Below are 16,000 nucleotides of genomic sequence, written 5' to 3' on the forward strand. Positions count from 1 at the left end.
CCGAGGTGATAACAGATGAAAGGAAAAATAATAGATAAAAACCTAACAGAAGCTTTTATTGCTCTAGAAAATGGAGATACCATAGATATTTCAATAAGTCGCCTTCCAAAGGACGTAAAGTTAGGAGATAAGATAGATATACCTAAAAATAATTCTTCAATAAATAATAATGATAGGTTGGTTGACTTTTTCTAATGGTTAGTCTACAATTAAATTGTCAATTTAATATCGGTTTATGCTAGGGGTGCCATGAGCTGAGAAATGGTTATTGAAACCATTAACCCTCATACCTGATCTGGTTAGTACCAGCGTAGGGAAGCAAGATATGAACTTTTTTTAATGTGATCATATTGCCGCACCTATGGGTTGCGGTTTTTTTATTTTAATAAAGGGGGTTTCAATATGTCTAGTTTTTTTCAAAAAATCGTAGACAGTCTTAAAAATAGCTGGGAGGGAGTAAAAGAGATTAACATCCTAGAAAATTTCAAGGATATATTCTCTCAACCGCTAGGAATTTTAACTGTAGTAGCTTTACTTATAATAATGTTTGTTATGGTCAGAGCAAGAAAAATCAAGTTCACGCCAAGACTATTGGCACAAATTAGTATAATGTTAGCACTTACTATAATTTTAGATACCTTTAAAATCTACAGATTACCTCAAGGAGGTAGTGTTACCTTAGGAAGTATGTTACCTATATTCCTTATATCTCTTTGGTACGGTCCAGAAATAGGTATGTTAACAGGATTCATCTTCGGTATCATTTCCCTTATTTTAGGGCCTTATGTGATCCATCCTGTACAATTACTTCTAGATTATCCTCTCCCTTATTTAGCATTAGGTATCGCTGGCTACTTTAGAAAAAATAAGTATTTAGGTGTTACTATAGGCATAATTCTAAGATTTATTTGTCATATAGTATCTGGTGTGGTATTCTTTGCTGAATACGCTGCAGAAAGTGGTTATTCTTCTGCCCTATTGTATTCTATTGTATATAACGGTAGTTTCTTAATTATAGATTCAGCTATATGCATAGTATTACTAGCACTTATTCCCTTTGAAAAGCTAACTAAAGTAGCTAATAGCAGCTACCATGTAACAAGTAATAAATAATAAAAAAAGATAGCCCTAAAAAATTGGGTTATCTTTTTTTAATCTACTCTACTTCGATTGCATTTACAGGACAGCTGCTTTCTGCTTCCTTAGCACTATCTTCAAATTCTGAAGGAACTTCATCAACTATTGTACCTGCTTTACCATCATCTTGCATTTCGAAAACCTCTGGACATATAGAAGGGCATAAGCCACATCCTATACAAGTATCCTTATCCACCTTAGGAATCATTAACAACACCTCCAAAGCTTCCATCTTCATTGCTTACAAATAATATTCTATACAATTTTACTAATTATATTCTCATATTTAGAAATATTAAATACGTATCTTTCAACTTCTCCATTTTCCATACTTTCCGTTAGATCTATATCTATTGGCAATTCCGCTATCAATGGTATGCCAAGATAGTCCGCTTGTTCTTCTGCACTTTTCTTGCTAAAAATTCTTATTTTTTCTTGGCAGTTACCGCATTGAACATATGACATATTCTCTACTACTCCTAGTATAGGAATATTAAGCTTTTGAGCCATTATTACTACTTTCTTTACTATCATAGACACCATGTCCTGTGGTGTTGATACTATCATTATTGATGATAAAGGGAAGCTTTGCATAACGGTAAGAGCAATATCACCAGTTCCTGGAGGCATATCTATTAATAAGTAATCTAATTCTCCCCAGTCTGTATCAGAAAACATTTGGCCAAGTACTCTAGTGATTATAGGTCCTCTCCAAATAACAGGCTCATCCTCTACTTCTGTTAAAAAGTTTAGAGACATAACTTTTATTCCACTTTTACTCATAACAGGTTGGAATATAACCTGATTCTCTTTTTCTCCTGGAATACCAGTAGCTCTTTCCTCCTGTAGACCAAAGAATCTTGGCATGGAAGGACCAGTAATATCCGCATCTAGCACTCCTACCTTATAACCTTTTTTAGTTAACTCTAAAGCAGTAAGACCTGTTACTGTAGATTTACCTACTCCCCCTTTACCGCTGATTACGCCAATGATATTTTTAATTTTCCCATGGCTTGGAACTAGTTTGGAACAAGAGTTTTGATTTTTACTACTACAGCTTTGTTTGCTGGCACAAGTGTCGCAATTTCCCATGAAGTCACGTCCTTTCTAAAACTTATTGGGTTTAGTGTCTGTAACATTAATTTCCCATTCTCCATTTTCATATTTATTATAAATATAATACTTAGTTTCACTCTTGTCTATCTTGTCATTTACCGTAATTATGGCTTTATACACTGTTGTCTTATATCCTTGCGTCTTTATAGTAACTAATACATCAAATTCCTCACTATTATTATCAACAAGCTCCGCAGTACTTATAGTCTTCGATAAATTCTCTTTAAATTCTTCTATTTCTGTGGACAATAAATACTTCGCTCCCTCTACATCTTGGGATAGATCTATACCAACCTTATTGCCATTTGCAGTTAACTTTTCCGTATAATTCCTTAAAAATTGTATTATTGAACCATAATAGGTCACCTTAAACTCTCTAGGTGCTCTATAATTCCATAGGTTTCTAATAATATCATGGTCTATTCTTTTTGAAACGATGTAAATGGCATCATCACTATATAAATTACCATAATCATTTTTGTCCAATCCAGTAATATAATTAAATTTATGTACCATACCATTTTCATGTATTTCAAATATATAGTCTGGTTGTAACTCAGACTTTTGATCAACCTTTTTAGCAGAAGAAAGTATATCATACAAATCCCCTATGGTACTCTTATCTGTTACAACAAATCTAAAGCCTAGATCTCTAGTGCTTTGAATAATAATTTTATCCGCTTTACCTTCCTTAATGTACTCAAAGTCATTGTTAATTAACCCCATTTTTAGTTTTAAGTCATTTATTTTTTGACAGCCAGTGGTTGAAAAAATCATAATTATCAACAATATAAATGCAGATATATTTTTATATACTCTTTTCATAAATTACGGTTGTATATGTACAACCCCTCTCCTTTCAATTAATCTGATAAAATAAAAGAGAAGCATAATGCTTCTCTACTCTCACATTAAAATTATAATACTTGAGGAATATTTAATCAACATTATTGAGTTTTTTCATAAGTATTAACAATAGCATCAAAGATGGCCGGCATATTTTCCTTATATTTGTCGCTAGGAACAAAGAAGGCCATTCTAAAGAAGTCTTTTCCACTATCTATAAAGTATTCAATAGCCTTCATATCCTTTCCTGAAGAAGTTTTTGCATTATAGGTTAGCAAATAGGCCTTATTATCCTTTATAGTAATAGGCTTATACTCATAATTGCTTATTTGATCTGATTTATAAGCACTAGATTTACCGCTATCTATAAAGCTCTTTAAGTCTTTTCCTTTTGAATTCCAAAGTTGAATAAAACCATGGACATTTCCATCGGTATAGATGAAATTATTATGATAAATTATATCTCCGCCACCTAAATCCTGCCGCGATGTTTCCCAGCTATCAGGAAGCTTATATGTTAAACCACTATCTTCAATAGTATATTGCTTTAAATTTGCAAAACCATTTTGAATTAGTACTGTGGTTTTCAATCTGTGGCTTAAGCTTATTTCTATTCCTACTAGCACTAGCATTAGGCCTAATACTATTATAGTTACTCCCAACCTCTTTCTATTTAATATAATTATACTCATATAAAACTTTCCCCTTCCCAGTACTATTGGTAAATTATATTAGAATGGGGAGAAAAATATAACCTAAGCTAGTGATCAATTTATCATTTTCTAACTGGGACTACTACCGCTGATGACTTAAAGTCATAGAACATTAGCCAATAACCTAATTGTTCCCCTCTAGTATCCCCTTCGTTTTCTGATACCCAAGTAACAAATCCAGTTTTTCCACCATAAGGTTGATCATAAATATTTCTTGTGCCAGGTATACCATAAACAATATATTTCATATTTCCATCTTTATCGTATTTGTAACCTAATAGATAGTGCTTATATTTACTTATATATTGGTAATAGCTCGTCATAGGATAATATATTATGGTATACTTATTATAGTCTTCCACAGCATTCATATCCTGCAAGCTTTCAACATTAACTCTATACCATTTACATCTCTTTATCTCTGTGCATATACCATCTACTTCTTCAAAGTCCTGAGCTAATTTTCTAAAGAAGTCTCCTACAGTACCTAAAGGATATTCTATCTCTTCATTAACTTTCTCTTCCAGAGCCCTTTGCTCATCCTTTATCTCTTCACTTCTATCTAAGTCACCTTTTATTTCAGTATTTTCTTCTACTTTAGAAGTATCAGTTTTTACATTTTCATTCTGACTTATTTTTTCTTTTAACTCTTCCCTTACTTTTTCTTCTATTTCCTTCTTAACTCTTTCTTCTATTTCTTGTCTTACTTTTTCTTCTATTTCCTTTTTAATTTTTTCCTCTATTTCTTGTCTTACTTTTTCTTCCTTAATTACTTCTTCTATATTTTGACTAGCACTTTCCTTAACTTCTTCCGTTGGCTCAAGGATTTCTTCAGCCTTTACTGCTTCACTTTCTTCCTTATTATCCTGCAATTGCTTTAATTCTTCAATTTTTCTTTCATACTCCTCAAAAACCTTGTTCTGTTCTAGAGATTTTTCTAATATATTATCTTCCTTATTAGATTCTTCAGATTTTCCCTCAATCTTTTCGGCCTTTTCTACCCTTTCTTCAGATATACTTTCCTTTCTATTTTCATTAATCAACTGGAAGCTTCTCCAATCTGATGGTGGATCCGCCGAAGCAAAACCGCTCATTACGGAAATAAGATTACTGCCATCCTGCTTGACTATTGCTGCTCCCGTTACTACATCTATAGGCAAATTTGTACCAGCAATGTTGCTTGTGTTATATTCATATGTTATCTCTGCTCTACCATGCTCATCTATGTTCATTTCCCCAAGATTGATAATCTTTTTAGTGTCCTTCTTGTTGCAGATTAGAACCATATAATAAGGCTCTAACTCCTTTTTTATATTCTGTACATAATAGGTTATTTTGCACTTATCACTTTTCGTCTCCAATTTAGTATAACCGGAAGGCAGCTTATCTGAAGATACTGAATAGCCGTTCTCGTCCTGCTGTAATATTATAAAATATCTACTATATCCTTTTTTATGAGCCACCGTATTATCCCTCCACAATATTATTCAATATAATATATGAGGAAGGGTGCTAAAAGTGAACATATATGTAAAATTTTATTCATAAGCTTTTATTTTATTTGATAGTTTGGCAAACTCTTCAATAGAAAGAGTTTCCCCTCTCCTTTTAGGATCAATGCTTGCTTCTTCAAAGGCTTTCATTAGCTTTTCTTTTCCTATGCTAATATTTTTCAAAGCATTAGAAAGAGTTTTTCTTCTCATATTAAAAGCATCTCTTATAATGCTAAAAAATAATTTTTCGTCCTGTACCTGTACCCTAGGAGTGTCTAGTTTTTCTAATTTAATAACAATAGAATCTACCTTAGGCTGAGGAATAAAAGAAGTTGGCGGTACCTTTCTAATAATTTCTGTACGACAGTAGTACTGCACTAATAAAGAAAGGGAACCATAATCCTTCCCTCCAGGAACTGCATTCATTCTCTCCGCCACTTCCTTTTGAATCATTATTGTTAAGGACTTAAAGGAATATCCTCCAGTAAGCAAGTTTATGATAATTGGAGTAGTCACATAATAAGGAAGGTTTGCTACTAGCTTTACACTTTCTTCTTCTCCTATGATTTCATTATAATTAACTTTCAGCGCATCTTCATTAACAAGCTGAAAATTATCAAAGTCCTTTAGCTCCTGCTGCAAAATTGGTATTAAGCTTTTATCTAATTCGATAGCACATACCGCCTTTGCCCTCTTTAGAAGTTCTCTAGTTAAGGTCCCTACTCCTGGACCTATTTCTATTACAAAATCCTCTTTACTTACTTGAGCTCCCTCTACTATATCTGTAACCACAGAATTATCTATTAAAAAATTCTGTCCTAAACTTTTTGTAAATTTAAAACCATATTTTCTTACAATTTCTTTAGTACTAAAATTATCCATACTATCTTTCTCCACTTTCTATATTATCTATTTTTTTAATAGCTTGAACAAACTCCTCTTTACTTATTCCAAAATTGTTTAATCGGGATAAAAAGGCTGTAGCATTACCATAACCTATACCCAATAACTTTCCTAGTTTAGCTCTTCTATTACTTGCCTCTTCATTACCGGTGAGCTTAAAGAAAAACATATCTTGCATATTAAATTCCTCTCTTTTTTCTTTAGTCTCACAGTGGGCCTTATTTAGAGCTTCAATTATGGCCTGAGGAGAGGCATTCTCTACACCTATATCTCCATCTTTGCTCCCTTCTTCACGAGATATGTATGCATGCTTTATTCCTTGAACTCTCTTAGATATAATTTTCCTTATTTTTTCACCAGCAAAATCCGGATCTGTAAGCACTATTACCCCTTGTCTTTCTTGTGCCTCTTTAATCTTATTAATAACTTTACTATTTATACCAAAACCACCTACTGCTATTACTTCTGCATCCACAGCTCTTTTAACGGCAGTTACATCATCTCTTCCTTCTACTACTATTACTTCCTTAATCATATTTTCCTCCAATTAGTATGGCAATACTTAAATTTCTATAAATATATTATATGCTTTTCTCAGAAAAAGTAAAATAGAAGCCTAATGGCTTCTATTTTAAGATATAAACATTCTTATACTTTACTCCCCACTGTAGAGCTTGGCTATGACTTGGAAAATAGACATCTATTTTATTTCCTTTAATAGCTCCACCGGTATCTTCAGCTATGGCAAATCCATAGTCTTCTACATATACCTTTGTACCTAGGGGAATAACCCTTGGGTCTACAGCTATAGTACTGTAGCCGTTAGCATTTCTTTTTGCTTGAGTTCCCATTGCAGTTCTGTTATAACCAGCACTAGAACTATACTTACCAGTACAGATATTGCATGGGCAATAGGCTGTAGCCTTAACTCTTATAACGCTTTTGTAAGTAATTTGAGTACCACCACGGTCAAGAGCTAATACTCCAAGAGTTCCTTGTAGTAGGATTTTTTTAACCGGTTCTTTAGTAACTACGTCACTAATAACCTCCCTGGAAACTTCTTTCCCATCCTCATAAACAACTCTTGTAGTAATTTCTCTTTCACCAGTTTGTCCTTCTTGAATAGTCTTTGTTACATTGCTTGCTAAATCTGGATCTTTTCTAACCTCTGTTGAATATTCAATATTTTGCGATTCCTTTAATAGTTGAGTAGTAACCCTAGTGATTTTTACTGTCATTCCATCGGCGATATCCTGAGTCCTTGGAGGATTAACCTTGTCGGACTCATTTACTGTAATTCCTTCAGCTACAAGCATTTCTTCAACGTTTTTTTCTGCAGTTTGTATCTGCAACGTTTTTCCATCGACTATTACATTGATATTAACAGCTCTAGTTATTATAACTTTATCTCCATCTTTTACTTTGCTGTCTAAACCGGGTGTAATTTTGTCCTTTGGTCCTACAGTTATTGCATTCCTCTTAAGAGTATTTCTTAAGCTTGATGAATAGGTTATGATTTTTTTCTCTTCCCCATCCACAATAACTGTAACTTCTTTTCTTAAGTTATAAATTATTGATAGACATCCAATTATCAATAGAATCAACAAAAATGTTGACTTGGGACCAAAGGAAATGAATTTCACTATTCTGTTTTTTATTTCTTTCATCATTTTCCTCCCTTTTTACAGAAGCAAAAGAAGACTCAAAAACTCTCGCTGCTTCTGTCTGTATTTGGACTGTCATAAAACACATTTGTGCATATAATATAAAATAATATATATGATTCCAATTTATTAACTTACAGTCTTTCATACAGCGGGAATATTCACCCGGTTAAAGTGAATACATTAAATTATACGCCCACATTCTAAAAAATATACACTTTTTATTATTTTTTCCATTTAAATGTTTCTTTTACATTTTAAACCAACATTATAAATTTATCAAGTCCTTTATATTTTGTCTAGTTTTTTCACAGACTTCTAAGGCTGATAATCCCTTTATTTTAGCTATTTCTTCTATTATGTAAGGAATATAATCTGATCTATTTCTTTTCCCTCTAAAAGGTGTAGGTGCCATATAAGGACAATCAGTTTCTACCAACAATCTATCCATCGGAACTTCTCTTACTACATCTACTATTTTCTTAGCATTTTTGAAAGTTACTACACCAGTTACACCAATATAATAACCTTCCTTTAAGCATTGTCTTGCAAATTCAACACTACCAGAAAAACAATGAACTACACCTTTTACTTTTGGATATTCCTTAATTATAGTTAAAGTATCTTCATGAGCTTCTCTATCATGAATAACTACTGGCAAATCAAGCTTCTCTGCTAAGGCCATCTGCTTTCGAAAAACTTCTTTTTGCACATCTTTTGGTGGATTTTCATCCCAATAATAATCTAAACCTATTTCTCCTATAGCCCTAACTTTATCGCTACTAATAGCCATGTTCTCAATTTCCTGCAAGGCGTTGAGGTCTAATTCATAAGCATTCTCAGGATGGATGCCTACTGCCGCATAAAAGAAATCATATTGATTTGCTAACTTAAAAGAAGTTCTGGCTCCTTCTAAACTTGATCCACAATTTAACACTCCAACTACACCAGCTTTGTGAATTTCCTCTATCACCTGTTCTCTATCATTATTAAATTGATCATCATCATAATGTGCATGAGAATCAAAAATTTTAAGTTCCATGACTATCACCCCGATTTTATTTATATTAAACTTTGAATCTTGCGCTTATGCTATAATACCTTTAATCACTTAAAAAAACAAGTAAATTTTTTACAGCTGCCCTTTATATAGCTTTTATAGCCCTTTTCATTGTTTTTTAATTATAACTAGAAAGAATAATTATCATATTTTTAGTTACACTATAACTGGGGAATATATCAACCCATGCATTTTCTTATTTCTAGGAGGTTTTTTAGATGGAAGGTACAGTTAAATGGTTTAACGCTCAAAAAGGATTTGGTTTTATCACCACCGATGATGGAAAGGATGTTTTCGTTCATTATTCCAGCATAGAAAGTGATGGCTTTAAATCCCTGGAGGAGGGCCAAAAGGTAACTTTTGATATCACTCAAGGTGAGAAGGGCGAACAGGCCACAAATGTGAAAAAGTTATAGGCTTATTTCTTGACACATTAAAGGAGGCAAAAAGTTACTTCTCGCCTCCTTTCTTTTGATAATCTTCTGGTTTTTCTGAGTACAAAACTCCATCCTTATACCAAACTTCTCCACTAACTCTTAGTGCTGATTTGCCCAATTCTGGTATCTGCTCTCCATCATGGCTATAAAAAAATACATCTGCACAGGGCCAATCTGCAATGATAAAGCAGTACCAGTTACCCTCTTCATGAGTCATTTCCATTCCAGGTCTAATAGGCCCTGTCACTTCGCCATTATAGTAATATATGTAGGCAGACTGCCAATTATCTGGCTTATAAAAGTGTACTGTCACTTTATCAGTAACAGGTACAAGCCTATAACCACTATACCTATTATTTTTAATAACTATAAAAACCAAGATAAAAATTATTAATAAACCTAATATCTTACCTTTAGAAATTCTCATTATTACACCTCAAAAGTTATAAGATTCTTATCTATAATCTACTAACTCTTCAAAAATCTTTCTTACATTTTAGCATTAAGCTTATAGATTTTCAAATTTATAACTGAAACATATTGTTAGAAAAAAATCCAAAATAATAATTTATTCCTTGATTTACTAAATTCAGTATGTTAAATTTTCCTTATAGGCAGCTAGAGAAAAGCTGCATTTTGGTTTAAGATTCAACAAGGAGTGAATTAGATGAAGAATACTACAATAAGCTTCCAAAAGGCTAAGGAAGCAGGCAAAAAAATAACTATGCTTACAGCTTACGATTACTCAATGGCTAAACTAATAGATGAATGTGAAATAAACGGTATTTTAGTAGGAGACTCCTTAGGCATGGTATGTCTTGGTTATGAAAATACTCTTAGTGTAACTATGGAAGATATGATACACCATACTAAGGCAGTGACTAGAGCTGCAAAGCAAGCTATGGTAATAAGCGATCTACCCTTTATGTCCTATCAAACTTCTGTATATGATGCCGTTTATAATGCGGGTAGATTAATAAAGGAAGGCGGCGCCCAAGCCGTTAAGCTTGAAGGTGGCGCTGAATTTGTAGAGCATATTAAGGCAATTGTAAAAGCTTCAATTCCTGTAATGGGTCACATAGGTCTTACTCCCCAATCTGTAAATGCCTTTGGTGGTTTTAAGGTACAGGGGAAAACAGAAGCTGCTGCAAAAAAACTTATAGAGGATGCCTTAGCTATTGAAGCTGCTGGTGCCTTTGCTATAACCTTGGAATGTGTACCAGCCAAATTAGCTCAGTTAATATCCTCCAAGCTAACTATTCCAACTATAGGAATTGGCGCTGGAAAGGGATGTGATGGGCAAATCTTAGTTTATCAAGACATGCTAGGTATGTTTAATAACTTCAAACCTAAGTTTGTAAAACAGTACAGTCAAGTAGGAGAGTTAATAAAAAGCTCCATCAAATCCTATAAAACAGAAGTTGAAGAAGGACTTTTCCCAGGTGAAGAACATCAATTTAGCATAGATGATTCTATAATAGAAAAACTCTACTAGGAGGTTAAATAATGATTTTTCATAGAATAGAAGAAGTTAAAGATCAAATTAATAGTTGGAAAAAGGCAGGCTTATCAATAGGATTTGTACCAACTATGGGATACTTGCACGAAGGTCATTGCTCCCTTATAAAAAGAGCTAGCATGGAAAATGACAAGGTAGTAGTAAGTATTTTTGTAAATCCTATTCAGTTTAATGTAAAGGATGACCTAGATACATATCCAAGAGATTTAGAAAGGGATGTAAAGAAGGTTTTAGAATCTGGCGGACACTTAATTTTTAATCCTAGCGTAGAAGAAATGTATCCTAGCAATTTTTCTACTTTTATAGAAGTGGAAGGTTTAACAGATGAACTATGCGGAAGAAGTAGACCTGGACATTTTAGAGGAGTATGCACAGTAGTTACTAAGCTTTTTAATATTGTAACACCAACCAGGGCTTATTTCGGCGAAAAAGACGCACAGCAGTTAGCAGTTATAAAAAGAATGGTAGAAGATTTAAATATGGATATTGAAATCATTGCTTGTCCTATAGTCCGCGAAGAGGATGGTCTTGCAAAAAGCTCTAGAAACGTTCATCTTAATCCACAAGAACGTGAAGCGGCTGTCATACTTAGTAAAAGTCTACTGGCGGCAAAGGACTTTATACTTGAAGGTAATAGAGACAGTGAAACCATAATTACATACATAAAAAGCATTTTGGAAAAAGAACCCTTATGTAAGATTGACTATGTAGAAATCGTAGATAGTGTTAACTTAAAGCCTGTTGAAAAAGTTAACAAGCCTGTGCTTATAGCTCTAGCGGCTTTTTTCGGAAAAACAAGACTAATAGATAATATAACGATAAATGTATAATTGGAGGAATTTACATGGTTTTAGACATGCTTAAATCAAAAATTCACAGAGCTACAGTGACTCAAGCAGATCTTAATTATGTAGGTAGTATTACTATAGATGGCCTTTTACTTAAAGCTTCAGGAATTTTAGAATATGAAAAGGTTGCTATTGTTAATATTAATAACGGTGAAAGATTTGAAACCTATGCCCTAGAAGGAGAAGCCGGTAGCGGTATAATATGCCTCAACGGTGCAGCAGCTAGATGTGCTCAAAAAGGAGACAAGATTATAATCATGGCTTACTGCCAAATGGAACCGATGGAAGCAAAAGAACACAAGCCTACAGTGGTCTTTGTAAATGAAGATAACTCTATAAAACAGGTAGCCCACTACGAAAAACACGGTGAACTAAGTGTATAATTAAGAAATATAAATCCCTCACTTTTACAAGTGAGGGATTTACTAATAAAGATTAGATAGCAAAGGTGATAAAATTCCCATTATTGCTCCTAGTAAAGCTCCTAACCAAGTAATAGCACTTAGCTCTTTTTTAGCTAAAGATAGTATTATTTCTTCCGTATATACAACGTCAAAGCTATTAATTCTTTCTTCTACTACATTTGATATATCCATAGCTGCAATGATTTTCTGTGCATCATTATTAAGAAATCTCTGGAATAAAGCTTCCCAAGCTTCTGTTATTGCATCAGTTATTTTATCCAGATCCTCTCCCATAATTGCTGCTGGTATAGTTTTCCCAACTTCATCTAAAGCCCAACCTGTTAATTTATCTACAAATAATAAAAAATTTTCTCCTGAAACATATTCCAAAAATCTATCTATAATAAACTCCGCAACCTTGCCGTCATATTCCTCATTAATATTAGTAAGCATTTGATCCAAGGAAGCATATTTTAAAAAGCCCTTTTCCAATTCCTCAAAAACATTATCTATTACAGTATCTGTAAGAACATTTTCTGCTAACATATCAACTAATGCTTTGGTTAAGGTAGCCCTATCTTCTTCAGATATCTTCTTTAACAGATCTCCTATCCTATCTTCTAAAAGCCTTTGTATACTATCATTTAATATCATAGCAACATTTTTTTGATTTTCATCTTCCTTAAAATAATCATCCATAGCAACGGTAAGTTTATTATAAACTGTATCTGTTTTTATAAAGGCCGCCACTAAAGGATTAAGGTTATTGCTTATCATAGATCCTATTGCAACTTTTAGCCTATTACTTACATTGGGTTCTTTTAAAATCTTGCTTATTCCCTGGCAAATTTCTTCTCTAGAGTTATATATGTAGGACTTAACTGAAGCTATAATTCCATTAGGCAATATATCCTGCAAAGATTTTTCCGACTGCTCTAATAATCCGATGTTCTTTTCAATATAAATGTGTAACTTAGCCTTAAAACCTTTAGAACATTTAAGCTCCTTTAACTTACTTATAGTAAATTCTTTCGTCTTTATTAAGTATTCACTACTAACTAAACTTTCTGGCGCTGCCATTAAGGACTTCTTAATAAATCTCCTAGTAATTTCTGTGAACTTATCTTTATTTTCCTCAGCCTTAATGAACTGTACTATGTTAGTTACTAATATACTTCTTACCTTTTCCTTAACTCTAGTATATCTTTGAGCTAAAAGTTTTTTTAATAATTCTTCTAAAGAATTAGCCTTACTTTGAAACTCCTTAACCTTTTCCCCAATCCAATCATTTATATGTTTTTTTACTCTATCATTATCTAGTGCTTCTATTAAGGTTTCCTTGGTCAATATATGTTCACCAATAGCCTTTCCCACACTGGCAGAAATTCGTGTCCTTTCTTTAGGTATAAGTCCAGGCGTAAAGGGCACTCTTTTTCCTGCAATCCTTATTTCCTTTCGTGGCCTAAATAACATCTTTATTGCTAGCCAATTTGTTACATAACCTATAATAGCTCCAACGGTAATCGATATGATATATTCCATCTTTCTTTCCCTTCACTTTCCCTAATTAATTTTATTATATTTTTACACATATACATTATCAATATTAAATCAAATTTACAATGGTGAATATTAGATTTATAGCACTTCTATTGTAATATATTAAAAAATACTGTATTATAAATAATAATTATTTTCAATTAGTTTAATAGATAGGAGTGGATTAATATAAGTATTCAAATATATATTAATTACTTGGTAGAACATCATTTATTTAGAGACTTTAATAGAGATGAATTAGTAGACTTTTTTTCCTCCACCGACTATTCTATAAAGCCTTACGGAAAAGAAGATATTATATTTGTAGAAGATGAAACTTGCACTAATCTAAGCATTGTATTAGAAGGTGAAGTAGAAATTCAAAAAATAGATTCCAATGGAAAGGTTCTTACAGTGGCTCATTTTAAAAAAGGTGATACCTTTGGCGAAAATCTGATCTTTGGTGATAAAAATACCTACCCTATGACAGTGATATCAAAAACCAAATCTACTGTATTGCATATTCCTAAAGATTCTGTAGCCTTATTATGTCAAAAAAGTTCTTCCTTTTTATATCAATATTTGAGAACTCTTTCTAATAGAGCAGTTAATTTAAGCTCAAAACTAAAGCAAGTAACTTTAAAAACTATTAGACAGCAAATTTGTGAATTTTTACACAATAAATATATAAGCAGTGGTGAAAGCACCATAAAATTGGGTATGTCAAAAAAAGAATGGGCTGATAAGCTAGGTGTACAAAGGCCTTCATTATCTAGGGAATTAATAAAAATGAAAGAAGAAGGAATTATAGATTATGATAAAGATACCATATCCATTTTAGATTTTTCCGCCTTAAAAAAGATGTGATTTTTCAAAAAATTTAGCAATCTTCCTTTTAATTTTCATTAAATTATGCTAAACTATCTGTAAGGATAGTTTTTTTTTTAACAATCTCACATTTTTTTAAACCATTATTAGTTATAAGGTCATGCAGTTAAGCATTTCATTGTTTCACCCCATTCCTAATGAAATAAGTGTAAACTTTTCTGCATGCTTTATCAAAAAAAGGATGTTCATTCGCATACTTCACCAGAACATCCTTTTCCTTTTAATCAACTAAACGTTTTTCTCCGCTTATCTCTTGTATAGGCTGAATATTTTGAGTTACCTCTAAACCCCCTAAAAATTCACCCTTTTCATCCCTTACTGCAAAGTATCTAATCAACACATACTTAGGCCCCATTTTAATCCAAAAATCCTCATGGTCCTTTTTACCACTGCGTAAATTTTCCACCACCTGTTCTACTACGTGAACACTAGCTGGCGGATGACAATTAGCTACGGTTCTTCCTATAACCGCCTTAGTTCTAGCAAAAATTCTTTCACTACTGTTAGAGAAATATTTAACAATCCCATTCTTATCTACAAAGGTTATATCAAAGGGTAAGGTATTAAGCATAGAACTTAATTCATTAACCTTTAAAATTCCTGTGTCAAACTTTATATATCCCTTATCATTTTCTTCTCCTATTTTATGTTCTTCTTTATTTTCTACATTTACTCTTAAAGGTTTCCACTTTCCTGCCGGTTCAGTTATGCAGTAACCAATTTCATCACTTTCCTCTTCTATGCCTAACCATTCATCTTCTGTAAGTGTATCCATACACATAGGAAATAAAATATGTTCTTCCTTATATATCATCTCTTCTATTCTATTAATCAAATTTTCTATCATCTCTATTATCTTACTTTTATCTTCTTTTTCTTCTGAAACCGCTTTTTTGCAATTTCTTATATCTTCTCTTATTTCATCATCTACTCCCCACATAACTTTAGGCGGAGCTATAATACCATACTTTTCTAGGTAAGGGAATACTAAATTTTCTTTTCTGCTATAGTGTTTATCTAAATCTCCTAGCAAGTTAATATTATCTAAAAGGTCATATTTAACCTCTTCATTATTTTTATATTTTTCAATTTTAGGACGCAACTGCTTATCTATTAGATCTTTAATTGCTTCATTTTCCCTCTTAAAGGTATGAACAGGATGTCCTGGCGATTGCTCTGGGTGATGAATTTCCTCTATAGAGCCTTTAAATACTGCCGCATGCACATCGCACAATCTTTGAATTTCCTCAACCTTCATCCCTTCTTTTATTAGCTGAGCCTCCATTTGAGAAATTTCTGAAGTGGATACCCCCTTAATAAGTTCTTGAAATCTCTCTCTCACTTCCTCCACTGATTTTCCATTATGAAGTTCCATAATAAGCTCTTTTAGCACTTTTTGTCTATACTCACGATTATTTATTAGTTCGCTCACT

19 protein-coding genes and 1 riboswitch are annotated in these 16,000 nt (G+C 32.7%); of the genes, 7 read left to right on the forward strand and 12 right to left on the reverse strand.

What is annotated here, in order from left to right:
- Positions 1-15: 15 nt before the first annotated feature.
- A complete protein-coding gene (locus tag N3C_RS05245) occupies positions 16-195 on the forward strand; it encodes a hypothetical protein (protein ID WP_074365013.1) in 180 nt (59 codons plus the stop codon).
- A gap of 35 nt (positions 196-230) precedes the next feature.
- Positions 231-334, forward strand: a riboswitch (TPP riboswitch).
- Between the two features lie 68 nt (positions 335-402).
- Positions 403-1,113, forward strand: a complete 711-nt coding sequence (gene thiT / locus N3C_RS05250; RefSeq protein ID WP_083604432.1) for an energy-coupled thiamine transporter ThiT — start codon at positions 403-405, stop codon at positions 1,111-1,113.
- A 43-nt stretch (positions 1,114-1,156) separates the two neighbouring features.
- On the opposite strand, the gene N3C_RS05255 is transcribed toward thiT, so the two are convergent.
- The 9 genes from N3C_RS05255 to N3C_RS05295 form a co-directional block, all read right to left on the reverse strand.
- Entirely contained in the window at positions 1,157-1,345 is a 189-nt protein-coding gene (locus tag N3C_RS05255) for a ferredoxin (protein WP_074365014.1), read from the reverse strand.
- Between the two features lie 47 nt (positions 1,346-1,392).
- Entirely contained in the window at positions 1,393-2,229 is an 837-nt protein-coding gene (locus N3C_RS05260) for an Mrp/NBP35 family ATP-binding protein (protein WP_074365015.1), read from the reverse strand.
- A gap of 15 nt (positions 2,230-2,244) precedes the next feature.
- On the reverse strand, positions 2,245-3,078 hold the full coding sequence (locus tag N3C_RS05265; RefSeq protein WP_074365016.1) for a YhfM domain-containing protein: 834 nt from the start codon (positions 3,076-3,078) through the stop codon (positions 2,245-2,247).
- Positions 3,079-3,200: 122 nt separating this feature from the next.
- Positions 3,201-3,791: a PsbP-related protein gene (locus tag N3C_RS05270; RefSeq protein ID WP_074365017.1), complete on the reverse strand. Its 591-nt coding sequence runs from the start codon at positions 3,789-3,791 to the stop codon at positions 3,201-3,203.
- Positions 3,792-3,874: 83 nt separating this feature from the next.
- Positions 3,875-5,275, reverse strand: a complete 1,401-nt coding sequence (locus tag N3C_RS05275; RefSeq protein ID WP_074365018.1) for a DUF7922 domain-containing protein — start codon at positions 5,273-5,275, stop codon at positions 3,875-3,877.
- 75 nt (positions 5,276-5,350) lie between these two features.
- Complete coding sequence (gene rsmA, locus N3C_RS05280) at positions 5,351-6,187, reverse strand: 16S rRNA (adenine(1518)-N(6)/adenine(1519)-N(6))-dimethyltransferase RsmA (protein ID WP_074365019.1); 837 nt, start codon at positions 6,185-6,187, stop codon at positions 5,351-5,353.
- Position 6,188: 1 nt separating this feature from the next.
- Positions 6,189-6,743: a ribonuclease M5 gene (rnmV, locus tag N3C_RS05285; RefSeq protein WP_074365020.1), complete on the reverse strand. Its 555-nt coding sequence runs from the start codon at positions 6,741-6,743 to the stop codon at positions 6,189-6,191.
- 91 nt (positions 6,744-6,834) lie between these two features.
- Positions 6,835-7,875 (reverse strand): 3D domain-containing protein, encoded by a 1,041-nt coding sequence (locus N3C_RS15415; protein WP_178377772.1) that lies wholly within the window; start codon positions 7,873-7,875, stop codon positions 6,835-6,837.
- Positions 7,876-8,140: 265 nt separating this feature from the next.
- On the reverse strand, positions 8,141-8,914 hold the full coding sequence (locus tag N3C_RS05295) for a TatD family hydrolase (RefSeq protein ID WP_074365022.1): 774 nt from the start codon (positions 8,912-8,914) through the stop codon (positions 8,141-8,143).
- A 236-nt stretch (positions 8,915-9,150) separates the two neighbouring features.
- On the opposite strand from N3C_RS05295, the gene N3C_RS05300 reads away from it, so the two are divergent.
- Positions 9,151-9,348, forward strand: coding sequence for a cold-shock protein (locus N3C_RS05300; RefSeq protein WP_074365023.1), 198 nt, complete (start codon positions 9,151-9,153; stop codon positions 9,346-9,348).
- 34 nt (positions 9,349-9,382) lie between these two features.
- On the opposite strand, the gene N3C_RS05305 is transcribed toward N3C_RS05300, so the two are convergent.
- Complete coding sequence (locus N3C_RS05305; protein WP_074365024.1) at positions 9,383-9,796, reverse strand: starch-binding protein; 414 nt, start codon at positions 9,794-9,796, stop codon at positions 9,383-9,385.
- A gap of 240 nt (positions 9,797-10,036) precedes the next feature.
- Here N3C_RS05305 and panB point away from each other — a divergent pair, with 240 nt between their 5' ends.
- From panB to panD, 3 genes are read left to right on the forward strand one after another with little or no spacing between them, the layout of a single operon-like run.
- Positions 10,037-10,864: a 3-methyl-2-oxobutanoate hydroxymethyltransferase gene (gene panB / locus N3C_RS05310; RefSeq protein WP_074365025.1), complete on the forward strand. Its 828-nt coding sequence runs from the start codon at positions 10,037-10,039 to the stop codon at positions 10,862-10,864.
- 8 nt (positions 10,865-10,872) lie between these two features.
- The gene (gene panC / locus N3C_RS05315; RefSeq protein WP_178377775.1) at positions 10,873-11,718 is read left to right on the forward strand and encodes a pantoate--beta-alanine ligase; all 846 of its coding nucleotides are present in this window, start codon (positions 10,873-10,875) and stop codon (positions 11,716-11,718) included.
- Between the two features lie 14 nt (positions 11,719-11,732).
- Positions 11,733-12,119: an aspartate 1-decarboxylase gene (panD, locus tag N3C_RS05320; RefSeq protein ID WP_074365027.1), complete on the forward strand. Its 387-nt coding sequence runs from the start codon at positions 11,733-11,735 to the stop codon at positions 12,117-12,119.
- Between the two features lie 42 nt (positions 12,120-12,161).
- Here panD and N3C_RS05325 read toward each other — a convergent pair whose 3' ends face one another.
- Complete coding sequence (locus tag N3C_RS05325) at positions 12,162-13,682, reverse strand: DUF445 family protein (protein WP_074365028.1); 1,521 nt, start codon at positions 13,680-13,682, stop codon at positions 12,162-12,164.
- Between the two features lie 213 nt (positions 13,683-13,895).
- On the opposite strand from N3C_RS05325, the gene N3C_RS05330 reads away from it, so the two are divergent.
- The gene (locus N3C_RS05330; protein ID WP_242944046.1) at positions 13,896-14,546 is read left to right on the forward strand and encodes a Crp/Fnr family transcriptional regulator; all 651 of its coding nucleotides are present in this window, start codon (positions 13,896-13,898) and stop codon (positions 14,544-14,546) included.
- A gap of 241 nt (positions 14,547-14,787) precedes the next feature.
- Here N3C_RS05330 and N3C_RS05335 read toward each other — a convergent pair whose 3' ends face one another.
- Positions 14,788-15,999, reverse strand: coding sequence for a DUF438 domain-containing protein (locus tag N3C_RS05335; protein ID WP_074365030.1), 1,212 nt, complete (start codon positions 15,997-15,999; stop codon positions 14,788-14,790).
- Between the last annotated feature and the right edge of the window lies 1 nt (position 16,000).

Source organism: Clostridium sp. N3C (assembly GCF_900095445.1).
Classification (GTDB): Bacteria; Bacillota; Clostridia; order Clostridiales; family Clostridiaceae; genus Clostridium_AU.